At 72.9% G+C, this 19,941-nt stretch carries 17 protein-coding genes and 2 tRNA genes; 6 read left to right on the forward strand and 13 right to left on the reverse strand.

Features of this window, described 5'->3' with window-relative positions:
* Nucleotides 1-31: 31 nt before the first annotated feature.
* Nucleotides 32-1,975, forward strand: a complete 1,944-nt coding sequence (locus tag ACFVT2_RS15210; RefSeq protein ID WP_390017132.1) for an AMP-binding protein — start codon at nucleotides 32-34, stop codon at nucleotides 1,973-1,975.
* 110 nt (nucleotides 1,976-2,085) lie between these two features.
* On the opposite strand, the gene ACFVT2_RS15215 is transcribed toward ACFVT2_RS15210, so the two are convergent.
* From ACFVT2_RS15215 to ehuB, 6 genes are all read right to left on the reverse strand, one after another.
* Nucleotides 2,086-2,159, reverse strand: a tRNA-Lys gene (locus tag ACFVT2_RS15215).
* 161 nt (nucleotides 2,160-2,320) lie between these two features.
* Nucleotides 2,321-3,079, reverse strand: a complete 759-nt coding sequence (locus ACFVT2_RS15220; RefSeq protein WP_390017135.1) for an IclR family transcriptional regulator — start codon at nucleotides 3,077-3,079, stop codon at nucleotides 2,321-2,323.
* Nucleotides 3,080-3,651: 572 nt separating this feature from the next.
* A complete protein-coding gene (gene ehuA / locus ACFVT2_RS15225) occupies nucleotides 3,652-4,479 on the reverse strand; it encodes an ectoine/hydroxyectoine ABC transporter ATP-binding protein EhuA (RefSeq protein WP_390017138.1) in 828 nt (275 codons plus the stop codon).
* A complete protein-coding gene (gene ehuD, locus ACFVT2_RS15230) occupies nucleotides 4,469-5,119 on the reverse strand; it encodes an ectoine/hydroxyectoine ABC transporter permease subunit EhuD (RefSeq protein WP_390017141.1) in 651 nt (216 codons plus the stop codon). The genes ehuA and ehuD overlap by 11 nt, the downstream gene beginning before the upstream one ends.
* Nucleotides 5,116-5,862 carry an ectoine/hydroxyectoine ABC transporter permease subunit EhuC gene (gene ehuC / locus ACFVT2_RS15235; RefSeq protein ID WP_390017144.1) on the reverse strand — a complete coding sequence of 249 codons (747 nt, stop codon included), beginning with the start codon at nucleotides 5,860-5,862 and terminating at the stop codon, nucleotides 5,116-5,118. The genes ehuD and ehuC overlap by 4 nt, the downstream gene beginning before the upstream one ends.
* The gene (gene ehuB, locus ACFVT2_RS15240) at nucleotides 5,859-6,683 is read right to left on the reverse strand and encodes an ectoine/hydroxyectoine ABC transporter substrate-binding protein EhuB (RefSeq protein ID WP_390017147.1); all 825 of its coding nucleotides are present in this window, start codon (nucleotides 6,681-6,683) and stop codon (nucleotides 5,859-5,861) included. The genes ehuC and ehuB overlap by 4 nt, the downstream gene beginning before the upstream one ends.
* 263 nt (nucleotides 6,684-6,946) lie before the next feature.
* Between ehuB and ACFVT2_RS15245 the strand changes: the two genes are divergently transcribed.
* Nucleotides 6,947-7,447 carry a DUF3830 family protein gene (locus tag ACFVT2_RS15245; protein WP_390017150.1) on the forward strand — a complete coding sequence of 167 codons (501 nt, stop codon included), beginning with the start codon at nucleotides 6,947-6,949 and terminating at the stop codon, nucleotides 7,445-7,447.
* Between the two features lie 132 nt (nucleotides 7,448-7,579).
* Here the strand turns inward: ACFVT2_RS15245 and ACFVT2_RS15250 are convergent, their stop codons facing one another.
* Both ACFVT2_RS15250 and ACFVT2_RS15255 read right to left on the reverse strand, forming a co-directional pair.
* On the reverse strand, nucleotides 7,580-9,004 hold the full coding sequence (locus ACFVT2_RS15250) for an amidase (protein WP_390017153.1): 1,425 nt from the start codon (nucleotides 9,002-9,004) through the stop codon (nucleotides 7,580-7,582).
* A gap of 84 nt (nucleotides 9,005-9,088) precedes the next feature.
* The gene (locus ACFVT2_RS15255) at nucleotides 9,089-10,063 is read right to left on the reverse strand and encodes a D-2-hydroxyacid dehydrogenase (RefSeq protein ID WP_390017156.1); all 975 of its coding nucleotides are present in this window, start codon (nucleotides 10,061-10,063) and stop codon (nucleotides 9,089-9,091) included.
* Between the two features lie 208 nt (nucleotides 10,064-10,271).
* On the opposite strand from ACFVT2_RS15255, the gene ACFVT2_RS15260 reads away from it, so the two are divergent.
* The 3 genes from ACFVT2_RS15260 to ACFVT2_RS15270 all read left to right on the forward strand — a co-directional run bounded on the left by ACFVT2_RS15260 (nucleotide 10,272) and on the right by ACFVT2_RS15270 (nucleotide 13,326).
* Nucleotides 10,272-11,180, forward strand: a complete 909-nt coding sequence (locus ACFVT2_RS15260; protein ID WP_390017159.1) for a decarboxylase — start codon at nucleotides 10,272-10,274, stop codon at nucleotides 11,178-11,180.
* A 55-nt stretch (nucleotides 11,181-11,235) separates the two neighbouring features.
* The gene (locus tag ACFVT2_RS15265; RefSeq protein WP_390017162.1) at nucleotides 11,236-11,961 is read left to right on the forward strand and encodes a decarboxylase; all 726 of its coding nucleotides are present in this window, start codon (nucleotides 11,236-11,238) and stop codon (nucleotides 11,959-11,961) included.
* A 234-nt stretch (nucleotides 11,962-12,195) separates the two neighbouring features.
* Nucleotides 12,196-13,326: an LLM class flavin-dependent oxidoreductase gene (locus tag ACFVT2_RS15270; protein WP_390017165.1), complete on the forward strand. Its 1,131-nt coding sequence runs from the start codon at nucleotides 12,196-12,198 to the stop codon at nucleotides 13,324-13,326.
* 27 nt (nucleotides 13,327-13,353) lie between these two features.
* On the opposite strand, the gene ACFVT2_RS15275 is transcribed toward ACFVT2_RS15270, so the two are convergent.
* Nucleotides 13,354-15,180, reverse strand: coding sequence for a putative bifunctional diguanylate cyclase/phosphodiesterase (locus tag ACFVT2_RS15275; protein WP_390017168.1), 1,827 nt, complete (start codon nucleotides 15,178-15,180; stop codon nucleotides 13,354-13,356).
* Between the two features lie 402 nt (nucleotides 15,181-15,582).
* On the opposite strand from ACFVT2_RS15275, the gene ACFVT2_RS15280 reads away from it, so the two are divergent.
* Nucleotides 15,583-16,788 carry a M6 family metalloprotease domain-containing protein gene (locus ACFVT2_RS15280; RefSeq protein ID WP_390017171.1) on the forward strand — a complete coding sequence of 402 codons (1,206 nt, stop codon included), beginning with the start codon at nucleotides 15,583-15,585 and terminating at the stop codon, nucleotides 16,786-16,788.
* A 109-nt stretch (nucleotides 16,789-16,897) separates the two neighbouring features.
* Here ACFVT2_RS15280 and ACFVT2_RS15285 read toward each other — a convergent pair.
* From ACFVT2_RS15285 to ACFVT2_RS15300, 4 genes are all read right to left on the reverse strand, one after another.
* Nucleotides 16,898-16,971 (reverse strand) — tRNA-Lys (locus ACFVT2_RS15285).
* Nucleotides 16,972-17,027: 56 nt separating this feature from the next.
* Nucleotides 17,028-17,801 carry a bifunctional DNA primase/polymerase gene (locus ACFVT2_RS15290; protein WP_390017174.1) on the reverse strand — a complete coding sequence of 258 codons (774 nt, stop codon included), beginning with the start codon at nucleotides 17,799-17,801 and terminating at the stop codon, nucleotides 17,028-17,030.
* Nucleotides 17,802-18,051: 250 nt separating this feature from the next.
* Nucleotides 18,052-18,435, reverse strand: a complete 384-nt coding sequence (locus ACFVT2_RS15295) for a hypothetical protein (protein WP_390017176.1) — start codon at nucleotides 18,433-18,435, stop codon at nucleotides 18,052-18,054.
* Nucleotides 18,436-18,575: 140 nt separating this feature from the next.
* Nucleotides 18,576-19,934: an AAA domain-containing protein gene (locus ACFVT2_RS15300; RefSeq protein ID WP_390017179.1), complete on the reverse strand. Its 1,359-nt coding sequence runs from the start codon at nucleotides 19,932-19,934 to the stop codon at nucleotides 18,576-18,578.
* Between the last annotated feature and the right edge of the window lie 7 nt (nucleotides 19,935-19,941).

Here is a 19,941-nt window from a genome sequence, read left to right on the forward strand (position 1 = left end):
ACTGACGCAGCGTCAGTTAAGCTCCGCCGTCATGGTGGCCGACAGCTCCCGCAGCGACAGCCCGCTCGCCCGCGACGCCCATGAGCACACCCCACCCGGTCGCAAGGCACCTGCCCACAAGGCACCCGCCCACAAGGCGGCCAGCCACACCGTCCCCGCCCCGCCGCCTGCCCCCGCCCCGCCCCCCGGCCGCGGCTCCACCCCCGCCTCCGCCCCCCGCACCATCGCCGAGCTCGTCCAGGCGCAGTGGACGGACCACCGCATCGCCCTCAAGTATCAGGAGGTGGCGCTCACCCACCACCAGGTGGCCGGCGCCGCCGCCGCGCGGGCCGCGTTGCTGGGGGAGCTGCTGCCGCGCGGCGCGGAGCCGCACATCGGGGTGCTGCTCGACAACGTCCCGGAGTTCCCGCTCTGGCTCGGCGCGGCGGCACTCGCCGGAGCCGCGGTCGCCGGCATCAACCCCACCCGCCGCGGCCCGGAGCTGGCCCGCGACATCGCCCACACCGACTGCGCGCTGCTGATCACCGAACGGGCGCACCTGCCGCTGCTCGCCGGTCTCGGCCCGGTGCTCCCGCCCGAGCGGGTACTGATCACCGACGACCCCGCCTACCAGGAGCTGCTCGCCCCGTTCGAGGGTGTTCGGCCGGGGGACGTCACCGGCTCCGCGCTCCGTACCGGCGGGGAGGGGCGGGGGCCCACCCCGGGTCCCGCCACCCGCATGCTCCTCTATTTCACCTCCGGCTCCACCGGGGCGCCGAAGGCCGCCCTGTGCAGCCAGGGCCGGCTGGCCGCCGCCGGCCACTCCCTGGTCCGCTACTTCGGGGTGCGGAAGGAGGACGTCCATTACCTGTGCATGCCGATGTTCCACGGCAACGCGGTGATCGCCGGCTGGTCCCCGGCGCTCGCCGGCGGCGCGGCCGTCGCCCTGCGCCGCCGCTTCTCGGCCTCCGCCTTCCTCCCCGACGTGCGCCGCTACGGCGCCACCTACTTCACCTACGTCGGCCGCGCCGTGCAGTACCTCCTCGCCACCCCACCCGCCCCCGACGACCGCGACCACGCACTGCGCACCGGATTCGGGACGGAGGCGGGCGCCGTCGACGTCGCCCGCTTCGTCGACCGGTTCGGCGTGCGACTGGTCGAGGGGTACGGCTCCTCCGAAGGCGGCGCGGCACTACAGCGCACCTCGGACACCCCGCCCGGCGCCGTCGGCCGGCCCGCCCCCGGCGACGACCTCGCCGTCGTCGACCCGGACACCGGCGACGAACTGCCGCGCGCCCGGCTCGACCCGGCCGGCCGGCTGCTCAACGGGGACGAGGCCATAGGGGAGCTGGTCAACCGGGGACGCAGCGCCTTCGAGGGCTACTGGCGCAACCCGGAGGCCACCGCCGCCCGCACCCGGGGCCGGGCGTCGGGCCGCGCCGGTGCGGGGTGGTACTGGACCGGTGACCTGTTCTTCCGGGACCCGGCAGGGTTCTTCCACTTCGCCGGACGGGCGGACGACCGGCTGCGGGTCGACAGCGAGAACCTGGCCGCCGCGATGATCGAGAACATCCTCGCCCGCTACGTCCCGGCCACCGGCGTCGCCGTCTACGCCGTGCCCGACCCGGTCGCCGGCGACCAGGTCATGGCGGCACTCGCACTGCCCGACGGTACGGCCTTCGACCCGGACGACTTCGCGGCCTTCCTCGCCGCCCAGCCCGACCTCGGTACGAAGATGGCGCCCCGGTTCCTGCGGACCGTTGCCGCGCTGCCGGTCACCGCGACCAACAAGGTGCACCGGGTAGCCCTCCGGCGGGCCGGCTTCCGCTGCCCGGATCCGGTCTGGTGGCGACCGGTCGAGCCCCCGGCCCCCCGCTCGCCCGCCGGCGAGGACCGTGCCGCCCGGTGGCGGTACCGCCGCTTCACCGACGACGACCGTGCCGCCCTCCTGGCGCAGTACCGCGACCATGATCGGGAGCATCTCCTCGATCGATGACCGGCACCTCACTGACCGTGCCCCGTGCCCCACACTCCGAGCGCGGCGCGCGGTCCGGAACGCAAAAGAAGTGGGCGCCCCCGGTAAACCGGGAGCGCCCACTTCCTACGTGCGCCGCCAGGGACTCGAACCCCGGACCCGCTGATTAAGAGTCAGCTGCTCTAACCAACTGAGCTAGCGGCGCGCGCTGACGAAAGAAATACTACCTGGTCGAGAAGGGTGCTCATGACCACCCTCGGGGCCGCCCCCGTGGCGCCCCGGGAGCGCGCTCCCGGCCACCCTCGCGCTCAAGCCCGCAGGGGCCCGGGATCCCGGGCCCCTGCGACCTCAGGCGACGCTCCGACCTCAGATCGCCAGCGACAGGAGGACCGGCGCGGCCTTGCGGTTGAGGGTGTCGGCGGCCTGCCGCAGACGGTGGGCGTGCTCCAGCGGCATGGACAGGGCCAGGCAGCCGACCGTCTTGCCGGCGGTGATCGGAACGGCGGCGCAGACCGTGCCGACCGCGTATTCCTGGAGGTCCAGGACGGGGACGGTCGGCGGCTGGCTGTCCAGCTTGTGGAACAGCACCTTCTCGTTGGTGATCGTCCGGGAGGTGAGCCGGGCGGTCTTGTGGCGCGAGAGGTGGTCCATCCGGCCGTCGTGGTCGAGCTGGGCCAGCAGGCACTTGCCGACCGCGCTGGCGTGTGCCGTGCGGCGGAACTCGGCCCACTCGTTGACCTTGGGCGCCAGTGGGCCGTCGGCGTAGTGGAGGATCTTCACCTCGCCGTCGATGTACCTGCTGATGTAGACCGCCGCCCCGACCGAATCGCGTAGCTGGTCCAGCGTGCGCTGGAGCTTGTCGCGCAGGGCGCGGCTGCGGTCGGAGCCGGAGCCGAGCAGGAGCAGCGACTCGCCGACGACATACGCGCCGTCGGCGAGCTGTTGCGCGTAGCCTTCCCGGCGCAGCATCGACAGCAGTTGGGTGAGGTGGGCTGCCGGCAGTCCGGTCTCGCGGGCGATCTGCGCGTCGGTCACGCCGTTGGCGTGCCGGGAGATCGTTTCGAGTACGCGGAGGGCGTACTGCACCGAATGGAACGGCGCGGTCGGCTCGGGCTTCAGCGCCACGGTGTCCCCCTAAGAGGTTGGTACCGCTTGCGTCGTGGCCGTTGTGGACGGTCACGACCCCGTGGAACGCGGGCCGCTTCCGGACAACGGGCTCGTATCACGATAGCGGTCAACGAGCCCGGATGGAGGGGGTCTTGACTGAAAACCGGGTCGGTTCACGCGTCTGTGCAGGCGCCCTGCACTCTGGCATATGCCCTGGTCATGAACGGATCGTCGGATCCCGCGCGGACCGGCGGCAATGGCGGGCGGGAGCGGGGCGGACGGCCCGCTGACGGCCGGGGTTGACGGCCGGTGGTGACGTGCGAAGTTGACGGAGTGTCGGGTTTTCGCCTGAGGCTCAGGCACCTCACTCTTCCGTCTAGTGATCTTCTTCCCGTCGGGTATCCGTACGCCTCATCTTTCACTTCTATCGCAGTGGGCGCGGATGTCTCAAAACTCGTGGAATGCCGGGCAGCGGACCTCGGTCGCCGGGGAAACGGGCGGCGAGGCGGGGCGTGCCGGAGCGCGCACCACGTGCCGCACTCCCACACGCCCCAGGGCGGCGCCCACAGGGGCACCGCCCATCGCGCCGCCTACAGCACCGCGCTCAGGAACTCCCGGGTCCGCTCGTGCTCCGGGTCCGTGAAGATCTGCTCCGGCGGACCGAACTCGATGACCCGCCCGGCGTCGAACATCATCACGCAGTCGGAGATGTCCCGGGCGAAGTTCATCTCGTGCGTGACGCAGAGCATGGTGATGTCCGTGGAGTGCGCGATGTCCCGCAGCAGGTCCAGGACGCCGGCCACCAGCTCCGGGTCGAGGGCCGAGGTGACCTCGTCCAGCAGCAGGACCTGCGGGCGCATGGCCAGCGCCCGGGCGATGGCGACCCGCTGCTGCTGGCCGCCGGAGAGCTGGGTGGGGTACTTGTCGAGGTGGGCGGTGAGGCCGACGAGTTCGAGGAGCTCGCGGGCGCGCTCCTCGGCCGCGTCCTTGTCCAGCCCCAGGACGTGCACCGGGGCCTCGGTGATGTTCCGCAGCACCTTCATGTTGGGGAAGAGGTTGAACTGCTGGAAGACCATCCCGATGTTCTTGCGGATCTCGCGGCTGTAGTGGTCGCTCGCCGGGACGAGCTTGCCGCCCTTCTCCTCGTGGGTCAGGTACCGGTCACCCAGCTTGATGGTGCCCTCGTCCGGCTTCAGCAGCGTCATCATCAGCCGCAGGATGGTGGTCTTGCCGGAGCCGGACGGGCCGATCAGGGTGACGTGCTTGCCGGAGTAGACCTTCATGTCGAGCGAGTCGAGGACGGTGTGTGCACCGAACCGCTTGGTGACCGCGTCGAAGCGGATCAGCTCGGTCTCCTCGGAGGGCGCGTCGTCGCCGGTGGTGGGCGGGGTGTTCGGGGTGCTGCGGTCAGCGGACAAGGCGGCGCTCCAGGGCTCGCAGGAGAAGAGAGGCGGGGTAGGCGATGGCGATGAAGGCGACCCCGACGACCGTGTACGGCTCGACCGTCTGGAAGGTCTGGGAGGAGAACTGCCGGGCCTCGCCGAGCATCTCCAGCACGCCGATGGCGAAGAGCATCGGCGAGTCCTTCAGCATCGCGATCACGTAGTTGCCGAGGGCGGGGGCCACGCGGCGGATCGCCTGCGGCAGGATCACCGCCGTCCAGGTGCGGTGGCGCGGCAGGCTCAGCGCGATGGCCGCCTCCCACTGGCCCGCCGGGACGCCGTCGATACCGGAGCGGTAGACCTCGGCGGTGTACGTCGAGTAGTGCAGGCCCAGCCCGATCACGCCGGTGGCCAGGGCGCTGAGCGTGAGGCCCCACTCGGGCATCACGTAGAAGAGGAAGAACAGCTGCACCAGCAGCGGGGTGTTGCGCACGAACTCGGTGACCGCGGTCACCGGCCAGCGCACCACCTTCAGGGACGAGCGCTGCGCCAGCGCCCAGACCAGGCCGAGCGCGAAGGCGATCAGGGAACCCAGGACCAGGGCCTGGAGGGTGACCAGCACGCCCTTCCAGAACGTCGGCAGGAAGTCGCCGACCGCGGACCAGTCGAACTTCATCGGGCCTCACCTTCCGCGGGAGCTGCGGTACCGGTGACCGCCGGGCCGGTGGCGGGCCGGAGCCGCAGCCGCGACCGCTTGGCCGGCGCCTGCCCGACGCCCGCCTTGGCGTGCCGTTCCACCGCGCGCATCCCGCGGGTCAGGGTGAACGCCAGGACGAAGTACATCACCAGGATGATCGTGTAGACGGGGGCGCTCTGCGCGGTGGCGTTGCGCACCAGGGAGGCGCCGAAGGCGATGTCGCCGACGCCCAGGATCGACACCAGCGCGGTGCCCTTGAGCAGCTCGATCAGCAGGTTGTTGAAGGGCGGGACCATGCCCGGCCACGCCTGCGGCAGGACGACCTTCCGCAGCTGCTGGCCGGGCGAGAAGCTGAGCGCGATCCCGGCCTCGCGCTGGCCCGGCGGTACCGCGGCGATCGCGCCCCGGACGACCTCGGAACCGTACGCGCCGTAGGTCAGGCCCAGCGTCAGCACCGCGGCCCACATCGGGACCAACTGCCAGCCGAACCCCATCGGTAGCACGAAGAACATCCAGAACATCAGGATCAGCGCGGAGGTCCCGCGGAAGATCTCGAAATAGGCCCCGGACAGGAAACGCACGATCCACCGCCGGTGGGTGCGCGCGAGACCGATGCCGAAGGCCACGACGGCGGCCAGGGCCGCGCTGTAGACGGTCAGCTGGACGGTGATCCAGACGCCTTTGAGGAGGAGTTCCCACAGACCCCAGGTGATGTCAGTCATGGCCGGCACTTCTCCTTGGCGGTGATCTTCGTCATCTGCTGCGCGGTGAAGCCGAAGGGCCGCATGAGGTCCAGGAGTTCCCCGGACCGCTTCATCTTGTGGAGTTCGCGGTTGAACGCGTCACGGAGGTTGGTCTCGGGGGTCCGGAACGCGAAGCCACCGACGTCGATCACCGGCTTCCCCTTCACGTACGGGGTGACCTCGGGCGTCGCCTCCGCCTGGGTGGTCCGCGACTGCGCAACGACGTTGCGCACCGTCACCGCGGTCCCGACGAAGACGTCCACCCGCCCCTGCTCGACCGCCAGCAGTCCCGCCAACTGGTCCGGCAGCGTGGTGATTTTCGTGATCCCGGCTTCCTTGGCGTAACCGATCTCGGCGTAGCCGACGCCGGTGGCCATCCGCGCCCCGGTCCGCGCGATGTCCTTGTAGGAGCGCAGCTTCAGCGGATTGCCCTTGCGGACGATGAAGGCGTCCAGCATCTGGTACTCGGGATCGGCGAAGACGACCTGCGCGCAGCGGTCGGGATTGATGTACATCCCGGCCGCGACCACGTCGAACTGCTGGGAGTTCAGCCCGACGATCAGCGAGCCGAAGTCGGTCGGGAACGGCTCGACGCGCGGCACGCCGAGCCGTTTGAAGATCACTCGGGCGATGGTGGGCGCCGAACCGGTCATCTTGCCGTCGGTGCCGATGTAGCCGTACGGCTGCTCGCCGGCCACGCCCAGGGTGACCGAGCCCTTCTTGCGGAGCCGGTCCAGCAGCTGACCGCCGCCCGCCACGTCCGCGGTCGGAACCCGGCTGCAACCGCTCGCCGCACCCATCGCACCCGCTGCACCGAGCGCCGCTACCCCCGCGAGCAGCGACCGGCGGCGGATGCCGCTGGTCCGTTGTCCTGTTATGTCGTGTCCCCGGGTGTGCTGTCCTGGAGGGTCATGAGGACCTTGATTGTCTGAGGCCGTGCTCTGTGGAGGAGCCATGGGCGCGCGGCTACCCGAACCGTTCACACCTATGCCGATGGTTTCCGGCCCTTCACACCGGCACGGGAGATGTTCCGTACGCCGGTAATGCCCCCTACGCTCGGGATATGACCGATCGCTTCATCGAAGTCTCCCTGGACAAGCGCGGCGTCAGCTGCACGGCCAAGTTGCTCGACGATCGCGCTCCACTCACGTGCGCCGCCATCTGGGACGCGCTCCCGCTCGGCGGCGACGTCTACCACGCCAAGTACGCCCGCAACGAGATCTACGCACTGGTCCCGCCGTTCGCGCCCGAGGAGCCGCCGCTGGAGAACCCGACGATCACCCCGATCCCCGGCGACCTGTGCTACTTCACCTTCAGCGACACCCAGTTGGGCACCGCCTCCTACGGCTACGAGAGCGCGGCCAAGCACCGCGGCCGCGCCACCGTCGTCGACCTCGCGCTCTTCTACGAGCGCAACAACCTGTTGATCAACGGTGACGCGGGCTGGGTGCCGGGCATCGTCTGGGGCGCGGTCGTCGACCGCCTGGACCGGATGGCCGACGCCTGCCAGGACCTGTGGCGGGCCGGCGCCCTGGGAGAGACCCTCACCTTCCGCCGGGCCTGAAAGCCACCGCCCACTCCTCCCGCCCCCGGGATGCCGGAATACCCTCCGCCACCGCCACGTTGTGGCCCCGCAGGGGGCGCCGGCATCCCCTAGGGGAAGTGTTCGCCCCCGCCCCAGGGTCCGTCCGGTGGGTCAGGGCCGGACAAGCCGCGGTGCCGGGATCTCCGCCGCCCCCGCCTCGTAGAGGGCGTGCGCGGCGCGCAGCACCAGCGCATCCGCGTGCCGCGCACCGACCAGTTGCACCCCGATCGGCAACCCGTCGCCGTCCACCCCGCACGGCACGGTCGCGGCCGGCTGCTGGGTGAGGTTGAACGGATAGGTGAACGGCGTCCAGCCCGTCCAGCGGGTGTGGCCGGAACCAGGCGGTACTTCCACGCCGGCCGCGAAGGCGGTGAGCGGCTCGGTCGGCGTCACCAGCAGGTCGTAGACGCTGTGGAAACGCCCCATCGCCCGACCCAGCGCCATCCGCACGTCGACCGCCGCCAGATAGTCCAGCGCGCTGTAGCGGGCGCCCTGCTCGCAGACCTCCCGCAGCCCCGGGTCCAGCAACTCCCGGTCGGCCGCCCCCAGCGGCTGCACCACCCGGGCCGCGCCGCTGAACCACAGCGTGTGGAACGCCTCCACGGGATCCGCCACCCCCGGGTCGATCTCCTCGACGTCCGCGCCGAGCCCGGCCAGCGTGTCCACCGCCCGGCGGACCGCCGCCGCCAGCTCGGGCGCGACCGGCACGTCCCAGCCCAGCGACGGGCTGTAGGCCACCCGCAGCCCCGCCACCTTCCCGGCCAGCGCCGCCCGGAACGACCCCGGCTCCGGCGCCGACTGCGACCAGTCCCGCCAGTCCGGGCCGCAGATCACGTCCATCACCAGCGCCGCGTCCGCCGCGTCCCGGGCCATCGGCCCCACGTGCGCCAGCGTCCCGAACGGGCTCGCCGGATACAGCGGCACCCGCCCGTAGGTCGCCTTCAGACCGAAGACCCCGCAGAACGACGCCGGGATCCGCACCGACCCCCCGCCGTCCGTCCCCAGACTCAGCGGCCCGGCCCCCAACGCCACCGCCGCCGCGCTGCCCCCGCTGGAGCCGCCCGAGGTGCGCCCCGGGTCGTACGGATTGCCCGTCACCCCGTGCCGCGGACTGTCGGTGACACCCTTCCAGCCGAACTCCGGGGTGGTGGTCTTGCCGACGAACACCGCCCCGGACTCCCGCAACCGGGCCACCGCCGGCGCGTCCTCGTCCCACGTCGCACCCTCGGCCCGAACCGTCCGGGACCCGCGCAGCGTCGGCGCCCCCCGGGTCAGCAGCAGGTCCTTGACGGTGACCGGCACCCCGTCCACCGGTCCGGCCGGCGCACCGCGCCGCCAGCGCTCCGCCGACTCCGCCGCCTGCGCCAGCGCCTGGTCGGCATCGATCCGGGTGAAGGCGTTGACCGCGGCCTGGGCGGTCTCGGCGCGCTCCAGCACCTCCCGGGTCGCCTCCACGGGGGAGAACTCGCCGGCGGCGTAGCCGGCCGTCAGACGGGTGGCGGACAGGTCGGCGAGGCGGGTCGGTCCGTTGGTCATGCGTCCTCCGAGCGTCGGCCGCCCCGAGCGGGACGGCGGGCGGGGCGCGGACCGCCGCGGGTCGGGCCCGGACGGCCCGCGCGGTCACTGCACCGGTACGTATCCGAGGTGTTTGTCGACGACGTTGAGCAGCGGCTCCCCGGCCGCCCACCGGTCGAAGTTGTCCTGGAACTGCGCGGCGAGCACGTCCCGCCAGCCCAGGGTGTCGCCGCTCATGTGCGGCGAGACGATCAAGTGCGGCACGTCCCACAGGGGGCTGTCCGTGCCCAGCGGCTCGTGCTGGAAGACGTCCAGCGCCGCCGCCGCGATCCGCCACTCCCGCAACGCCGCGACCAGCGCTTCCTCGTCGACCAGCGGCCCGCGTGCGACGTTGACGAAGCGGGCCCGGCGCGGCATCAGCGCGAACGCCGCGGCCCCGAACATCCCCTGGGTCTGGGCCGTCAGCGGCGCCGCGCAGACCACCCAATCGGCGTGCGGCAGCAGCGCGTTCAAGGCCCCCGCGCCGTGCACCCGGCCGAACTCCGGATCACCGGTCCGCTCCCGGCGGCCGACCAGATCGACCTCGACACCCAGTGCCAGCAGGGTGGTGCCGATGGCCCGGCCGATCGGCCCCGAACCCACCACCACCGCGCGGGTCCCGGCCAGCCGCAGCGTCTCCCGGTGCTGCCAGCGCCGCTGCCGTTGCAGCTCCCAACTTCCGTAGAAGTCCTTGGCCATGGCGATCACCAGCCCGGCGACGTACTCGGCGATCGGCTGCTCGAAGACCCCGCGGGCGTTGGTGACGACGGTGTCGTCGGCGATCAGCGCCGGGCACAGCAGCCGGTCCACGCCGGCGCTCGCGGTGTGCACCCACCGGGGGCGCGGGCCGCTCTCCGGCCAGCTCTCGCGGATCGCGTCGGAGGTGAAGTCCCAGGCCAACAGCACGTCGGCGGTGGGGAGTAGGCCGGCCAGCGTCTCCTCGTCGGCGAAGACGACGTCGGCCCGGCCGGCCAGCCGGTCCAACCGGGGGAGCGGGTCGGAACCCAGTACGAGAAGGGTGCTGCCGGTGCTATCGGACATAGGTCAGAAACCGTTCTGAAGCGTGTGCCCCGTATCGCGGAACAGGGCGCCGACAGATGCCTGAGATGCGAGGATTGACCACGCTAAGAAGTCGTATCTACCGTGTCAACAACGGCTCTGTCCCGACGTCCCCGGCTTGTCCGGCTGCACCATCTTCTCCGGCCACTGGCCGGGCCATACCAGCCCTTCGTGCCTTCTAGGGGCCTTCATGGACGTCTCTTTCCTGGGTGGCCCACAGCCGCAGCTCGGCGTGGGCGTCGTCGCCCCCTTCGACTTCGCGCTCGACCGCGAGCTGTGGCGCTGGGTCCCCGACGACGTGTCCCTCCACCTCACCCGAACTCCCTTCGTGCCCGTCGAGGTCAGCCTCGACCTGGCCCGTCTGGTCAGCGAGCACGAGACCCTGCACGCCGCCGTCCAGGCGCTGTGCGCGGTATCGCCCCAGGTCATCGCCTATGCCTGTACGTCCGGCAGTTTCGTCGGCGGCATGGCGGGCGAACGCGCGATGTGCGCGGCGATGGCCCAGGCGGGGGAGGTACCCGCCCTCACCACCTCGGGTGCCGCGGTCGCGGCGCTCCATGAGATCGGGGCCCGGCGCATCGCCGTCGTCACCCCCTACACCAAATCGGTCACCGATTCCCTGGAGGAATACCTGGGCGAGGCCGGCATCACGGTCACCGGCCGCGCCTACCTCGGACTCACCCGGCACATCTGGAAGGTCCCCTACCGCGACGTCGTCGACATGGCCCGCGCAGCCGTCGTCGGTGCCGCCGACGCCCTCTTCATCAGCTGCACCAACCTCCCCACCTACGACGTCATCCCCCAACTGGAGGCCGAGCTGCGGATGCCCGTGCTCTCCGCCAACCAGGTGACCATGTGGGCCGCGCTGCGCGCCATCGGCATCCAGGCCGTCGGGGCGTACCAGGCGCTGCTCGACCCGGTGGCGCGGAGCGGCCCGGCCGCCATGACCGGCACTCAGCCACCGCCGCGGAGCGTCCCCCCGCCCACCCCCGAGGCGGCCTTCGCCGGACCGCCGGCACCGCCCGAAGCGGAGCCCGGCGACGGCCCCGAACCGCCCCCGTACCTCCCCGAGGATCCCGGCCCTCAGCCCCCGCTCTGAGCCCGGTCCGCCGTACCACCGCGCACCGCACCCACCACCCGCAAGGGAGACCTGCATGGCATCGGTCGGCTTCCTCTACCCCGGCCACTCCGCCGAGGACGACTACCCCCGGCTCGAAGCGCTCCTGGGCGGCACGGTCCGCCTGCCACTCGTCCACACCGACATCGGCGAGGACGCCCACCGGGTCGACGCCCTGCTGGAGATGGGCTCCGCGGCCCGGCTCGCGGCCGGCGTCGGCGCGCTGCGGGACCGCGGCGCCGAGGCCGTCGTCTGGGCCTGTACGAGCGCCAGCTTCGTCTACGGCTGGGAAGGCGCCCACCAACAGGTGCGGGAGCTGTCGGCCACCGCCGGGCTGCCCGCCTCCAGTACCTCCTTCGCCTTCGCGCACGCCGTCCAGGCCCTCGACGTCCACCGGGTCGCGATCGCGGCCACCTATCCCGCCGATGTCGCCGAGCGCTTCCGCGCGTTCCTCAAGGCCGCCGGCGCCGAGGTCGTCGCCACCCGCGGCAGCGGCATCATCACCGCCGCCGAGGTCGGCACCTGGGGCCGCGACGAGGTGCTGGCCCTGGCCCGTCTCGGCGACCACCCGGACGCCGAGGCCGTCCTGCTGCCCGACACCGCCCTGCACACCGCCGCCCACCTGCCCGCCCTCGAAGCCGCGCTCGGCAAACCGGTCCTCACCGCCAATCAGGTGACGGTCTGGGAGGGCCTGCGACTGCTCGACCGCCCGCTGCTCTGCCCGGAACTGGGCGCGCTCTTCTCCCGTACGGCCCGCGGGTAGCGCCCCGCCGCCATCCGGCCGCGACCGGCAGCCATCCGGCCGCGACCGGCGGCCGTCGGGTCGCGGCCGGAAACCGTCGGGCGGTGGCCGGGAAGCGGGCGTCATCGCGATCCGGCCGGTACCTGGCCGGAATCACCACCCCCTCCCGGGAATAACCGGAGAACTGCTCCGGTTACCCTCCTCGCAGACCAGACCACCGACGTCAGATCGCACGACGCGAGGAGGACCCGCACCGTGAGCGGCGAAGACCAGCAGACCCCGGGCACCGACGGCGAGCCCGGGGGCGACGGGATCCGGGGCACGGCCCTGGGCACCGCGCCCGTCCCCCTGTCCGTGCTCGACCTGGTGACGGTCGGCGCCGGCAGTACCGCCACCGCCGCGGTCCGCACCGCCGTCGAACTCGCCCGCACCGCCGAGCGCCGCGGCTTCCACCGCTACTGGGTCGCCGAGCACCACTCCATGCCCGGCGTCGCGTCCTCCTCGCCCGCGGTGCTCCTCGCCCACATCGCCGCCCACACCGACCGCATCCGGCTCGGCTCCGGCGGCGTCATGCTGCCCAACCACGCCCCCCTGGTCATAGCCGAGCAGTTCGGCACCCTGGAGGCGATGGCCCCCCGCCGCGTCGACCTGGGCCTGGGCCGCGCCCCCGGCACCGACGGCGCCACCGCCGCCGCCCTCCGCCGCACCGAGCGGCTGCACGAGGGGGCCGACCAGTTCCCGCAGCAGCTCGCCGAGTTGACCCGCTTCCTCGACGACTCCTTCCCCGACGGCCACCCCTACGCCCGGATCCACGCCGTCCCCGGCCCCGTCCAGGCCACCGCCCCCGGCGGCGTCCAGTCCCCGCACCGCCCGCCCCTGTGGCTGCTCGGCTCCTCCGGCTTCAGCGCCCGCCTGGCCGGCACGCTCGGCCTGCCGTTCGCCTTCGCCCACCACTTCTCCGCGGCCAACACCGTCCCCGCACTCGACCTCTACCGCGCCTCGTTCCGCCCCTCCGAGGTCCTCGCCGAGCCCTACGCCCTGATCGGCGTCTCCGCGCTGGCCGCCGAGGACGAGCAGGAGGCCCGCCGTCAGGTCCGCACCGGCGCACTCGCCATGATCCGGCTGCGCACCGGCCGCCCCGGCCTCGTCCCCAGCCCCGAAGAGGCCGCCGCCCACCACTTCAGCGACGTCGAGCAGGACTTCGTCGACAACTGGCTGGGGAACGTCGTCCACGGCACCCCCGACGCCGTCCGCCAGGGCCTCGACGACCTCGCCAAGCGCACCGGCGCCGACGAGCTGATGATCACTGCCAACGCCCACACCGGCGAGGTCCGCCGCCGCTCCTACGACCTCATAGCCGACGCGTACGGCCTCCCGCAGGGCTGACGCACGGCGCGGCGCGGGGCGCGCGGCTCAGCCGCAGGCGCGCCCCGCGTCCAACAGCGCCTCCACCCGGTCCGGGGCCACCGGCCGGGAGTAGAGCCAGCCCTGACCGGTGTCACAACCGATCCGGCGGAGCCGCTCGGCCTGCTCGGCGCTCTCCACGCACTCCGCGGTCACCGTGAGCCCGAGCCGGTGCGCCAGCGCGACCAGCGCCTCCACGATCATCTCGTCCGCCGGGTTGGGGTGCTCCTGCGAGCGGAAGCCGTGGACGAAGGATCCGTCCAGCTTCAGCACGGACACCGGCAGCCGGCTGAGGTAGGCGAGGTTGGAGTACCCGGTGCCGAAGTCGTCGATGGCGATCCGTACGCCCATGTCGCTGAGGGCCTGGAGGGCCTGGAGCGGCCGGCCCGCCGACCCCATCACCGCGGACTCGGTCAGCTCCAGCTGGAGCAGCTGCGGCGGCAGCCCGGTCTCCGCCAGGATCCCGGCGACGTCCGCGACCAGATCGGAGTCCCACACCTGACGCACGGCCACATTCACACTGACGAACAGCGGCTGGCCCCCGGGGTGCGCCAGTTGCCAGGCCCGCGCCTGATAGCAGGCCCGCTCCAGCACCCAGCGGCCCAGTTCGACGATCGCGCCGTTCTCCTCGGCCAGCGCGATGAACCGATTCGGCGACAGCACTCCGAACTGCGGATGCCGCCACCGCACCAGCGCCTCCACGCCCTGCGCCCGGCCGTCCCCCAGCCCCACCAGCGGCTGGTACTCCAGAGTGAACTCGCCGCGGTCCACCGCCGGCCGCAGCGTGCTGGACAGCGCCTGCCGGGTCATCCGGTGCGCGTTGCGCTCCGGGTCGAAGAGCGTCCAGCGGGCCTTGCCGTCCTCCTTCGCCCAGTACAGCGTGGTGTCCGCGGCCTGCATCAGCCCGGTCGCGGTGGTGCCGCTCGCGGTCCGCTCCACCACACCGATGCTCGCCGACACCGACAGCCGCTGCCCGGCGAGGTCGAACGGCCGCTGGAGCGCGTCCAGGACGCACTGCGCCAGCTCGGCCACCTGCTCGGTGCCGGTGGAGTCCTCGACCAGCAGCGCGAACTCGTCGCCGCCCAGCCGCGCCACCAGATGCCCGCCACGGCCCGGCCCGCGCTCCGCGGCGCTCTCCGCACAGCGCGTCAGCCGCTGTGCCACGGCGCTGAGCAGCCGGTCGCCGACCCGGTGCCCCAGGGTGTCGTTGACCGCCTTGAAGCCGTCCAGGTCCAGGTAGCACAGCCCGATCCGACCGGTGCCGGACCGCTCGAACGCGGCCGCCTCCAGCGCCGAGGAGAGCCGCTCGAAGAACAGCGTGCGATTGGGCAGCCGGGTCACCGGATCGTGCATCTGAAGGTGCCGCAGCCGGGCCAGCAGATCGTGCCGGTCGCTGATGTCCGCGATCGACAGCAGCACCCGTTCCGCGCCGCCCAGCGGCCCCTCGGTGACCGGCTCGACGGTCACCTCCACCCACACGGAGCTCCCGTCGGACCGTTTCAGCCGCCGGGTGCAGCACAACCGGTCGCTGCGGCCGCCCAGCACCTCCCGGTACGCGGCCCACACCCGCGGGTCGGCGCCCAGGTCGGTGAGATCGGCGGCGGTGGCGGCGACCAGGTCGTCCGGGTCGGTGCCCACCAGCTCGCCCAGTGCGGGGTTGGCGGCGAGCACCAGCCCGTCGCGGTCGAGGACGGCCATCGGCAGGCTCGCGGTGCGGAAGGCGGCGCGGTAGTCGCCGAGCGAGGCGGCGGTGCCGTCGCACCGCGCCGAGGCGTCGCAGGCCGGAGGAGCGGGCCGGGCAGCGGATTCGTTGGTCGAACCATCACGCTCCGTCACCGAGGCCAGTGTCGCTCCGGGCGTGCGGCCCGTGCTGTCGGGGTGTCCGCTCACTGCTCGCTCCCGCATGGCACTTGTCTCGTGACGGAGGGGGTCCTCGCGCTGGAAAGTGTGGCGATCATAGAGGCTGGCACGAGGGCCGATCCAGCGACGAAGCCGTGACCATCCGCACGCATGACGGAAGTTCAGCCAATTCTGCCCGGCTCTGTTCGCCCCTATTGCCCCTTTGGTCGCTTGTGACTTTCCGTTACGGGGCGGGGGAGGCGCGACGGTCACTCATACGGGCTGCCATAACGAGACGAAGAGCATGAAATCACCTCAGGGTAAGTGGGTGTCCCGAATCCATCCCTGGAGGTCTACGTGCCGCGCGCCCAGACACCCCACGGGGTGGACCGCCGTCGCATGCGGCGCGTCGCAGCCGTCGTCACCTCCTTGAGCGCGCTCATCGCGACCTCCATCGTGGCCGGCCCGGCCACCGCCTCCGAAGCGGCCCTCTCCTGCGCCCTGGGACGCACCGACGCCCACCACTCCGAGGGCGTCGACAACTGGAACGGCGCCTACCCCCGCCCGGCCCACCGCCTCGACGCGGTGATGATCTACCTCTCCTTCCCGGGCGCCCGCCCCACCGCGACCCCCCGGCGACTGTCCGGCGACTACTTCCCCAGCACCGCCCGCTTCTTCGAGCGCGCCTCCTACGGCAAGTTCCACCTCCGCGCCCACATCCACCCCCGCTGGGTCCGCATGCCGCACCCCGCCACCTGGTACGGCATACAACGCGACTGGGAATCCGGGCGCCGCTCCGCCTACCTCCGCGACGCGGTCGCCGCCGCCGACCCCGTCATCGACTTCAGCCGCTACGACCTGGTCTACCTCGTCGCCGACCCCACCGCCCCCGGCGTCGACTCGGACGCCACCAAGGTCGTCAACCTCGATCAACCGATGCACGCCGACGGCGTCGAGCTCCGCCGCTTCGTCACCGTCTTCGAGCACAGCCCGCCCGACCGCAACGTCCTCGCCCACGAAACCGGCCACGTCTTCGACCTGCCGGACCTCTACCACCGCCCCGAGAACGGCCACGGCGACTGGGACACCTACGTGGGCGACTGGGACCTCATGGGCAGCCAGTTCGGGCTGGCCCCCGACCCCTTCGCCTGGCACAAGTGGCGCCTGGGCTGGATCACCGACGGCCAGGTCGACTGCGTCGGCCTGGACCACCCCCGGATGCACTCGCTGCGCACCCTCTCCGCCCCCGAGGACCCCGGCGACCACCGCCGCCCCCGCCTCCTGGTGGTCCGCACCGGCCCGGACAGCGCCCTCGCCATGGAGGCCCGCGGCGCCGAGGGCAACGACCGCTCCATCTGCACCGAGGGTGTCCTCGTCTACCGGGTCCGCAGCGCCACCGCCTCCGGCGCGGGCCCCGTCCAGGTGCTCGACGGCCACCCTGGCACCTCCGCCTGCTGGGGCACCTCCGTCTACCCGCCGCTCGCCGACGCGCCGCTCGGCGTCGGGGAGAGCCTCAACGACACCGAGGACGGCGTCCGCATCCAGGTGCAGGGCCGGTCCACCGACGGTGAATGGGCGGTCAAGGTCACCCGCAGTACCTCGTGAGCCCGCCCCGCGGCCGAAGGCCCCCACGCACGCCGAAGGCCCCCACGCACGCCGAAGGCCCCCACGCACGCCGAAGGCCCCCACCGGAGTGGGGGCCTTCGACTGTCTGTGCGCCGCCAGGGACTCGAACCCCGGACCCGCTGATTAAGAGTCAGCTGCTCTAACCAACTGAGCTAGCGGCGCCTGCTGACGGAGGAAACACTAGCATCCTGGCCGGGGAGGGCAAAAATCGATTCTCCTCAGCCCCCCGTCAGTGCGGCATCCACCCCCTGAGCAGCGGGTTCGTGGTGTGCGCGGGCGGTTTCCCGGTCCGCGCCGAGCACGCTGCGGGCGGCCCGTACGCAGGCCCACAGCAGGATGTCGGGCCCCGGTAGCCAGGGGGCGCGGACGTCCGGCGCCACCAGCCAGCGCGACCCGGTGGGCGTTGCCGGGTCGCCCGGGTCGGCGCGGTCGCCCGGATGCCCGGCCCCCGACGCCGTCCAGCCGTAGCCGAGTCCGGCGCCGGACTCGACGTACCCGGGGCCGTCCGCCGGCTCCCGCCGGTCGCCCGTGCGCCCCTGCGCCCGTACGGCCCGTGCCGTCCCCGCGCCGGCCGTACGGGGACGGGGGTGCAGCGGCGGCACCGTCACCGCGTCCCCGCTGCCGTGGCACATCAGGGGCGGTACGGCGCTGCCCCACTCCTCCCAGGCCAGCAGCGCGGGCAGGCGCTGGGCGGTACCGGGAGTCGCGAACAGCAGGATCCGGCCGCGGTGCGTGGCCACCGGCCCCGACCCCGGACCGGCCGACCACAGGCGGTCCACCATGCGCCGTCCGAAGAGCGCCGGGGCGTTGATCACGTCGAAGACCCCGCCGCACGGCAGGACGCTGGGCGCCGCGGGGTGCTCCGCCCACAGCATGTGCATGCCCTCCGGATGCGGGCTGGCGGAGGCGAGCCAGTCGGCCCCGGCGAGCGTGACGTACGCCGTGGTGGGGAAGGCCAGGTTCCGGGGGGTCTCAGGCAGCCAGTCGCTCATGGGACAGGTCTACCGATCCGGCGCGTCCCGGCAGAGCTGATTGGCGGAAAACGGGACAGGGCGGGGCGGTGGGGAGTATCTTCCCCTCCCCGCATATGCCAGCGGCTCATGATCTTGGACCATGAGCCGAGAGGGGGGCCTGCGGTGGGTGTGGTTCCTGTGAGGTGGTGGCCGGGGCCGTGGGCCGGACCGCTGCGCTGACGGTCCCCGTGGGTGCGCCGGACGCGCCGGACGCCCGCGCGAGCGCCGGTCAGTCGATGTCGGGCGGGACGGTGCTGCCGCTGCGCATCAGGCTCCGGCCGAACTCGACCATCTTCTGCGCGTAGTCCTCGGTCCAGTCGGCCCGCTCGGCGACCTCCGCCAGCGGCAGCCGGTCGAAGCGGCGGGGGTCGGTCAGCTGCGCGGCGGCCATCGCCTGGAACTCCGTCGCGCGGTCGGCCGCCGCGCGGAACGCGAGGGTCAGCTCGGTCGCGCGGCCGAGCAGGGCGCCGGGGTCCTCCATCGACTCCAACCCGAAGAAGTGCTCGGGGTCGGCGGTGGCCTCGGGGGGCTCGAACAGCAACTGCGCGGGCTTCATGCGGCGGGGGGCGGGTGCCGTACCGCGTGGATCGGGAGCCGGCTGCGGCTCGGACATGTACCTACCTCCATGGTTGTGTGCCGCATTCCATTGTCCCGCCCCGCGCAAGGGGGCCGACGGGGGTGCCGACGGGGCGCCGCTGGGGGGCTCCCGCGATGCGGCCCCGGGCCACCGCAGGAGCGGCGCGGGACCGTCGACTACCCCCGCAGCGGGACGCGGTGTTCCGACAGGTGGGCGAGTACGGCGTGGTTGGCTTCCCAGCCGTCCGGGAACTTCACGGTGACGCCCAGCTGGACGGGGTCCGTGGCGGGGTGTTCGTCGAGGAGTTCGGTGACGCCGGCGCGGCAGACCACGATGCAGGCGTGCCGGTGCCGGGAGGCGAGCACGCACAGGCGGCCGGTCTCCAGGTGGAAGGCGGTCGCGTCGGGGCGGCCGGAGAGCGGGTGGAGGACGACGGTGACGTCGAACTCGCGGCCCTGGAGGCGGTTGGCGGTGTCCACCGTGACGCCGGTGACGCCCAGCTCGGCGAGGGCGGCGCGGACCGCCGCCGCCTGGTCGCGGTGGGCGGTGCCGACCGCGATCCGGGCGGCCGTCAGCGGCTCCGGGTCGTCGCTGTGCTCGCTGGTGGCGGCCCCGCCCCGGTCCAGCAGCCGGCGGACGACCCGGGCGAGGGCGTGGACCGCCTCCGGGTCCGTGCGGGGGGTGTGCCGGGCGGGCAGCTCCAGCAGGCCCCAGCCGGACTCCGCGGCCTCGTCCAGGACGCGGTCCACGGCCGAGCCGTCGCCCCGTACGCCGAAGGCCAGCCGCCGGTCGCCGGGGCCGGTGCCGCTGCGGAACGGGGTGTACGGGTAGAACGCGCCGGACACCAGGGGCGCGGCGGAGGCCGGGAGCCGCCAGGAGACGGGCAGGCGGTGCTGCGGCAGGTCGGGGTTGTGGGCGAGGAGGGTGGAGACGGCGCTGGCGGAGGGGTCGTAGGCGAGGCCGGCCCACTGGTCGGCGCCGACCACGCTGAACGGGTCGAGTTGGCCCGGGTCGCCGACGAAGAGCGCCCGTTCGAAGAGGCCGGCGACGCTCAGCAGGGCGTCGGAGCGCATCTGGTACGCCTCGTCCACGATGGCGTGCCGCCAGGGGTCCTCGACCTTGGTGTAGGCCCACTTGGCGGCGGTGGAGACGACCACGTCCAGGGCGGCCAGGTCGGCGATCTTGGCGGAGGTGCGGACGGCGGGCAGGTCCGCGAGGGCGGGGTCGAAGGCGCCGGGTTCGCTGCTGTGGAGGCGGCCCACGGGGAGGTCGGGGTCCTTCGCGGCGAGGCGCAGGACGAGGTCGTCGACCTGGGCGTTGGTCTGCGCGACGATCATCAGGCGGCGGCCGGCGGCGGCCAGTTCGCGGGCGGCGCGGACGACCAGCGTGGACTTCCCGGCGCCCGGCGGGGAGTCGACGACCACGCCGCGGCGGGTGCTGTGCAGCGTGTCGTTCAGGATCGCGTCGGTCGCCTGGGCCGCCGCCGCGGCGGGGTCCACGGGCGGCGGTACGGGCAGGGACTGAGGGGGCGTCATGCCGGGG

Source organism: Streptomyces sp. NPDC058000 (assembly GCF_042886435.1).
Classification (GTDB): Bacteria; Actinomycetota; Actinomycetes; order Streptomycetales; family Streptomycetaceae; genus Streptomyces.

Bases quoted from the DNA above. Each gene is read 5' to 3' on its own strand.
- ehuD (WP_390017141.1), bottom strand. From the start codon at position 5,119: ATGAAGTTCGACTGGTCCGCGGTCGGCGACTTCCTGCCGACGTTCTGG.
- ACFVT2_RS15260 (WP_390017159.1), top strand. From the start codon at position 10,272: ATGGACGTCTCTTTCCTGGGTGGCCCACAGCCGCAGCTCGGCGTGGGC.
- ACFVT2_RS15250 (WP_390017153.1), bottom strand. From the start codon at position 9,004: ATGACCAACGGACCGACCCGCCTCGCCGACCTGTCCGCCACCCGTCTG.
- ACFVT2_RS15280 (WP_390017171.1), top strand. From the start codon at position 15,583: ATGCGGCGCGTCGCAGCCGTCGTCACCTCCTTGAGCGCGCTCATCGCG.
- ACFVT2_RS15290 (WP_390017174.1), bottom strand. From the start codon at position 17,801: ATGAGCGACTGGCTGCCTGAGACCCCCCGGAACCTGGCCTTCCCCACC.
- ACFVT2_RS15255 (WP_390017156.1), bottom strand. From the start codon at position 10,063: ATGTCCGATAGCACCGGCAGCACCCTTCTCGTACTGGGTTCCGACCCG.
- ehuB (WP_390017147.1), bottom strand. From the start codon at position 6,683: ATGGGTGCGGCGAGCGGTTGCAGCCGGGTTCCGACCGCGGACGTGGCG.
- ACFVT2_RS15265 (WP_390017162.1), top strand. From the start codon at position 11,236: ATGGCATCGGTCGGCTTCCTCTACCCCGGCCACTCCGCCGAGGACGAC.
- ACFVT2_RS15245 (WP_390017150.1), top strand. From the start codon at position 6,947: ATGACCGATCGCTTCATCGAAGTCTCCCTGGACAAGCGCGGCGTCAGC.
- ehuC (WP_390017144.1), bottom strand. From the start codon at position 5,862: ATGACTGACATCACCTGGGGTCTGTGGGAACTCCTCCTCAAAGGCGTC.
- ACFVT2_RS15295 (WP_390017176.1), bottom strand. From the start codon at position 18,435: ATGTCCGAGCCGCAGCCGGCTCCCGATCCACGCGGTACGGCACCCGCC.
- ACFVT2_RS15300 (WP_390017179.1), bottom strand. From the start codon at position 19,934: ATGACGCCCCCTCAGTCCCTGCCCGTACCGCCGCCCGTGGACCCCGCC.
- ACFVT2_RS15210 (WP_390017132.1), top strand. From the start codon at position 32: ATGGTGGCCGACAGCTCCCGCAGCGACAGCCCGCTCGCCCGCGACGCC.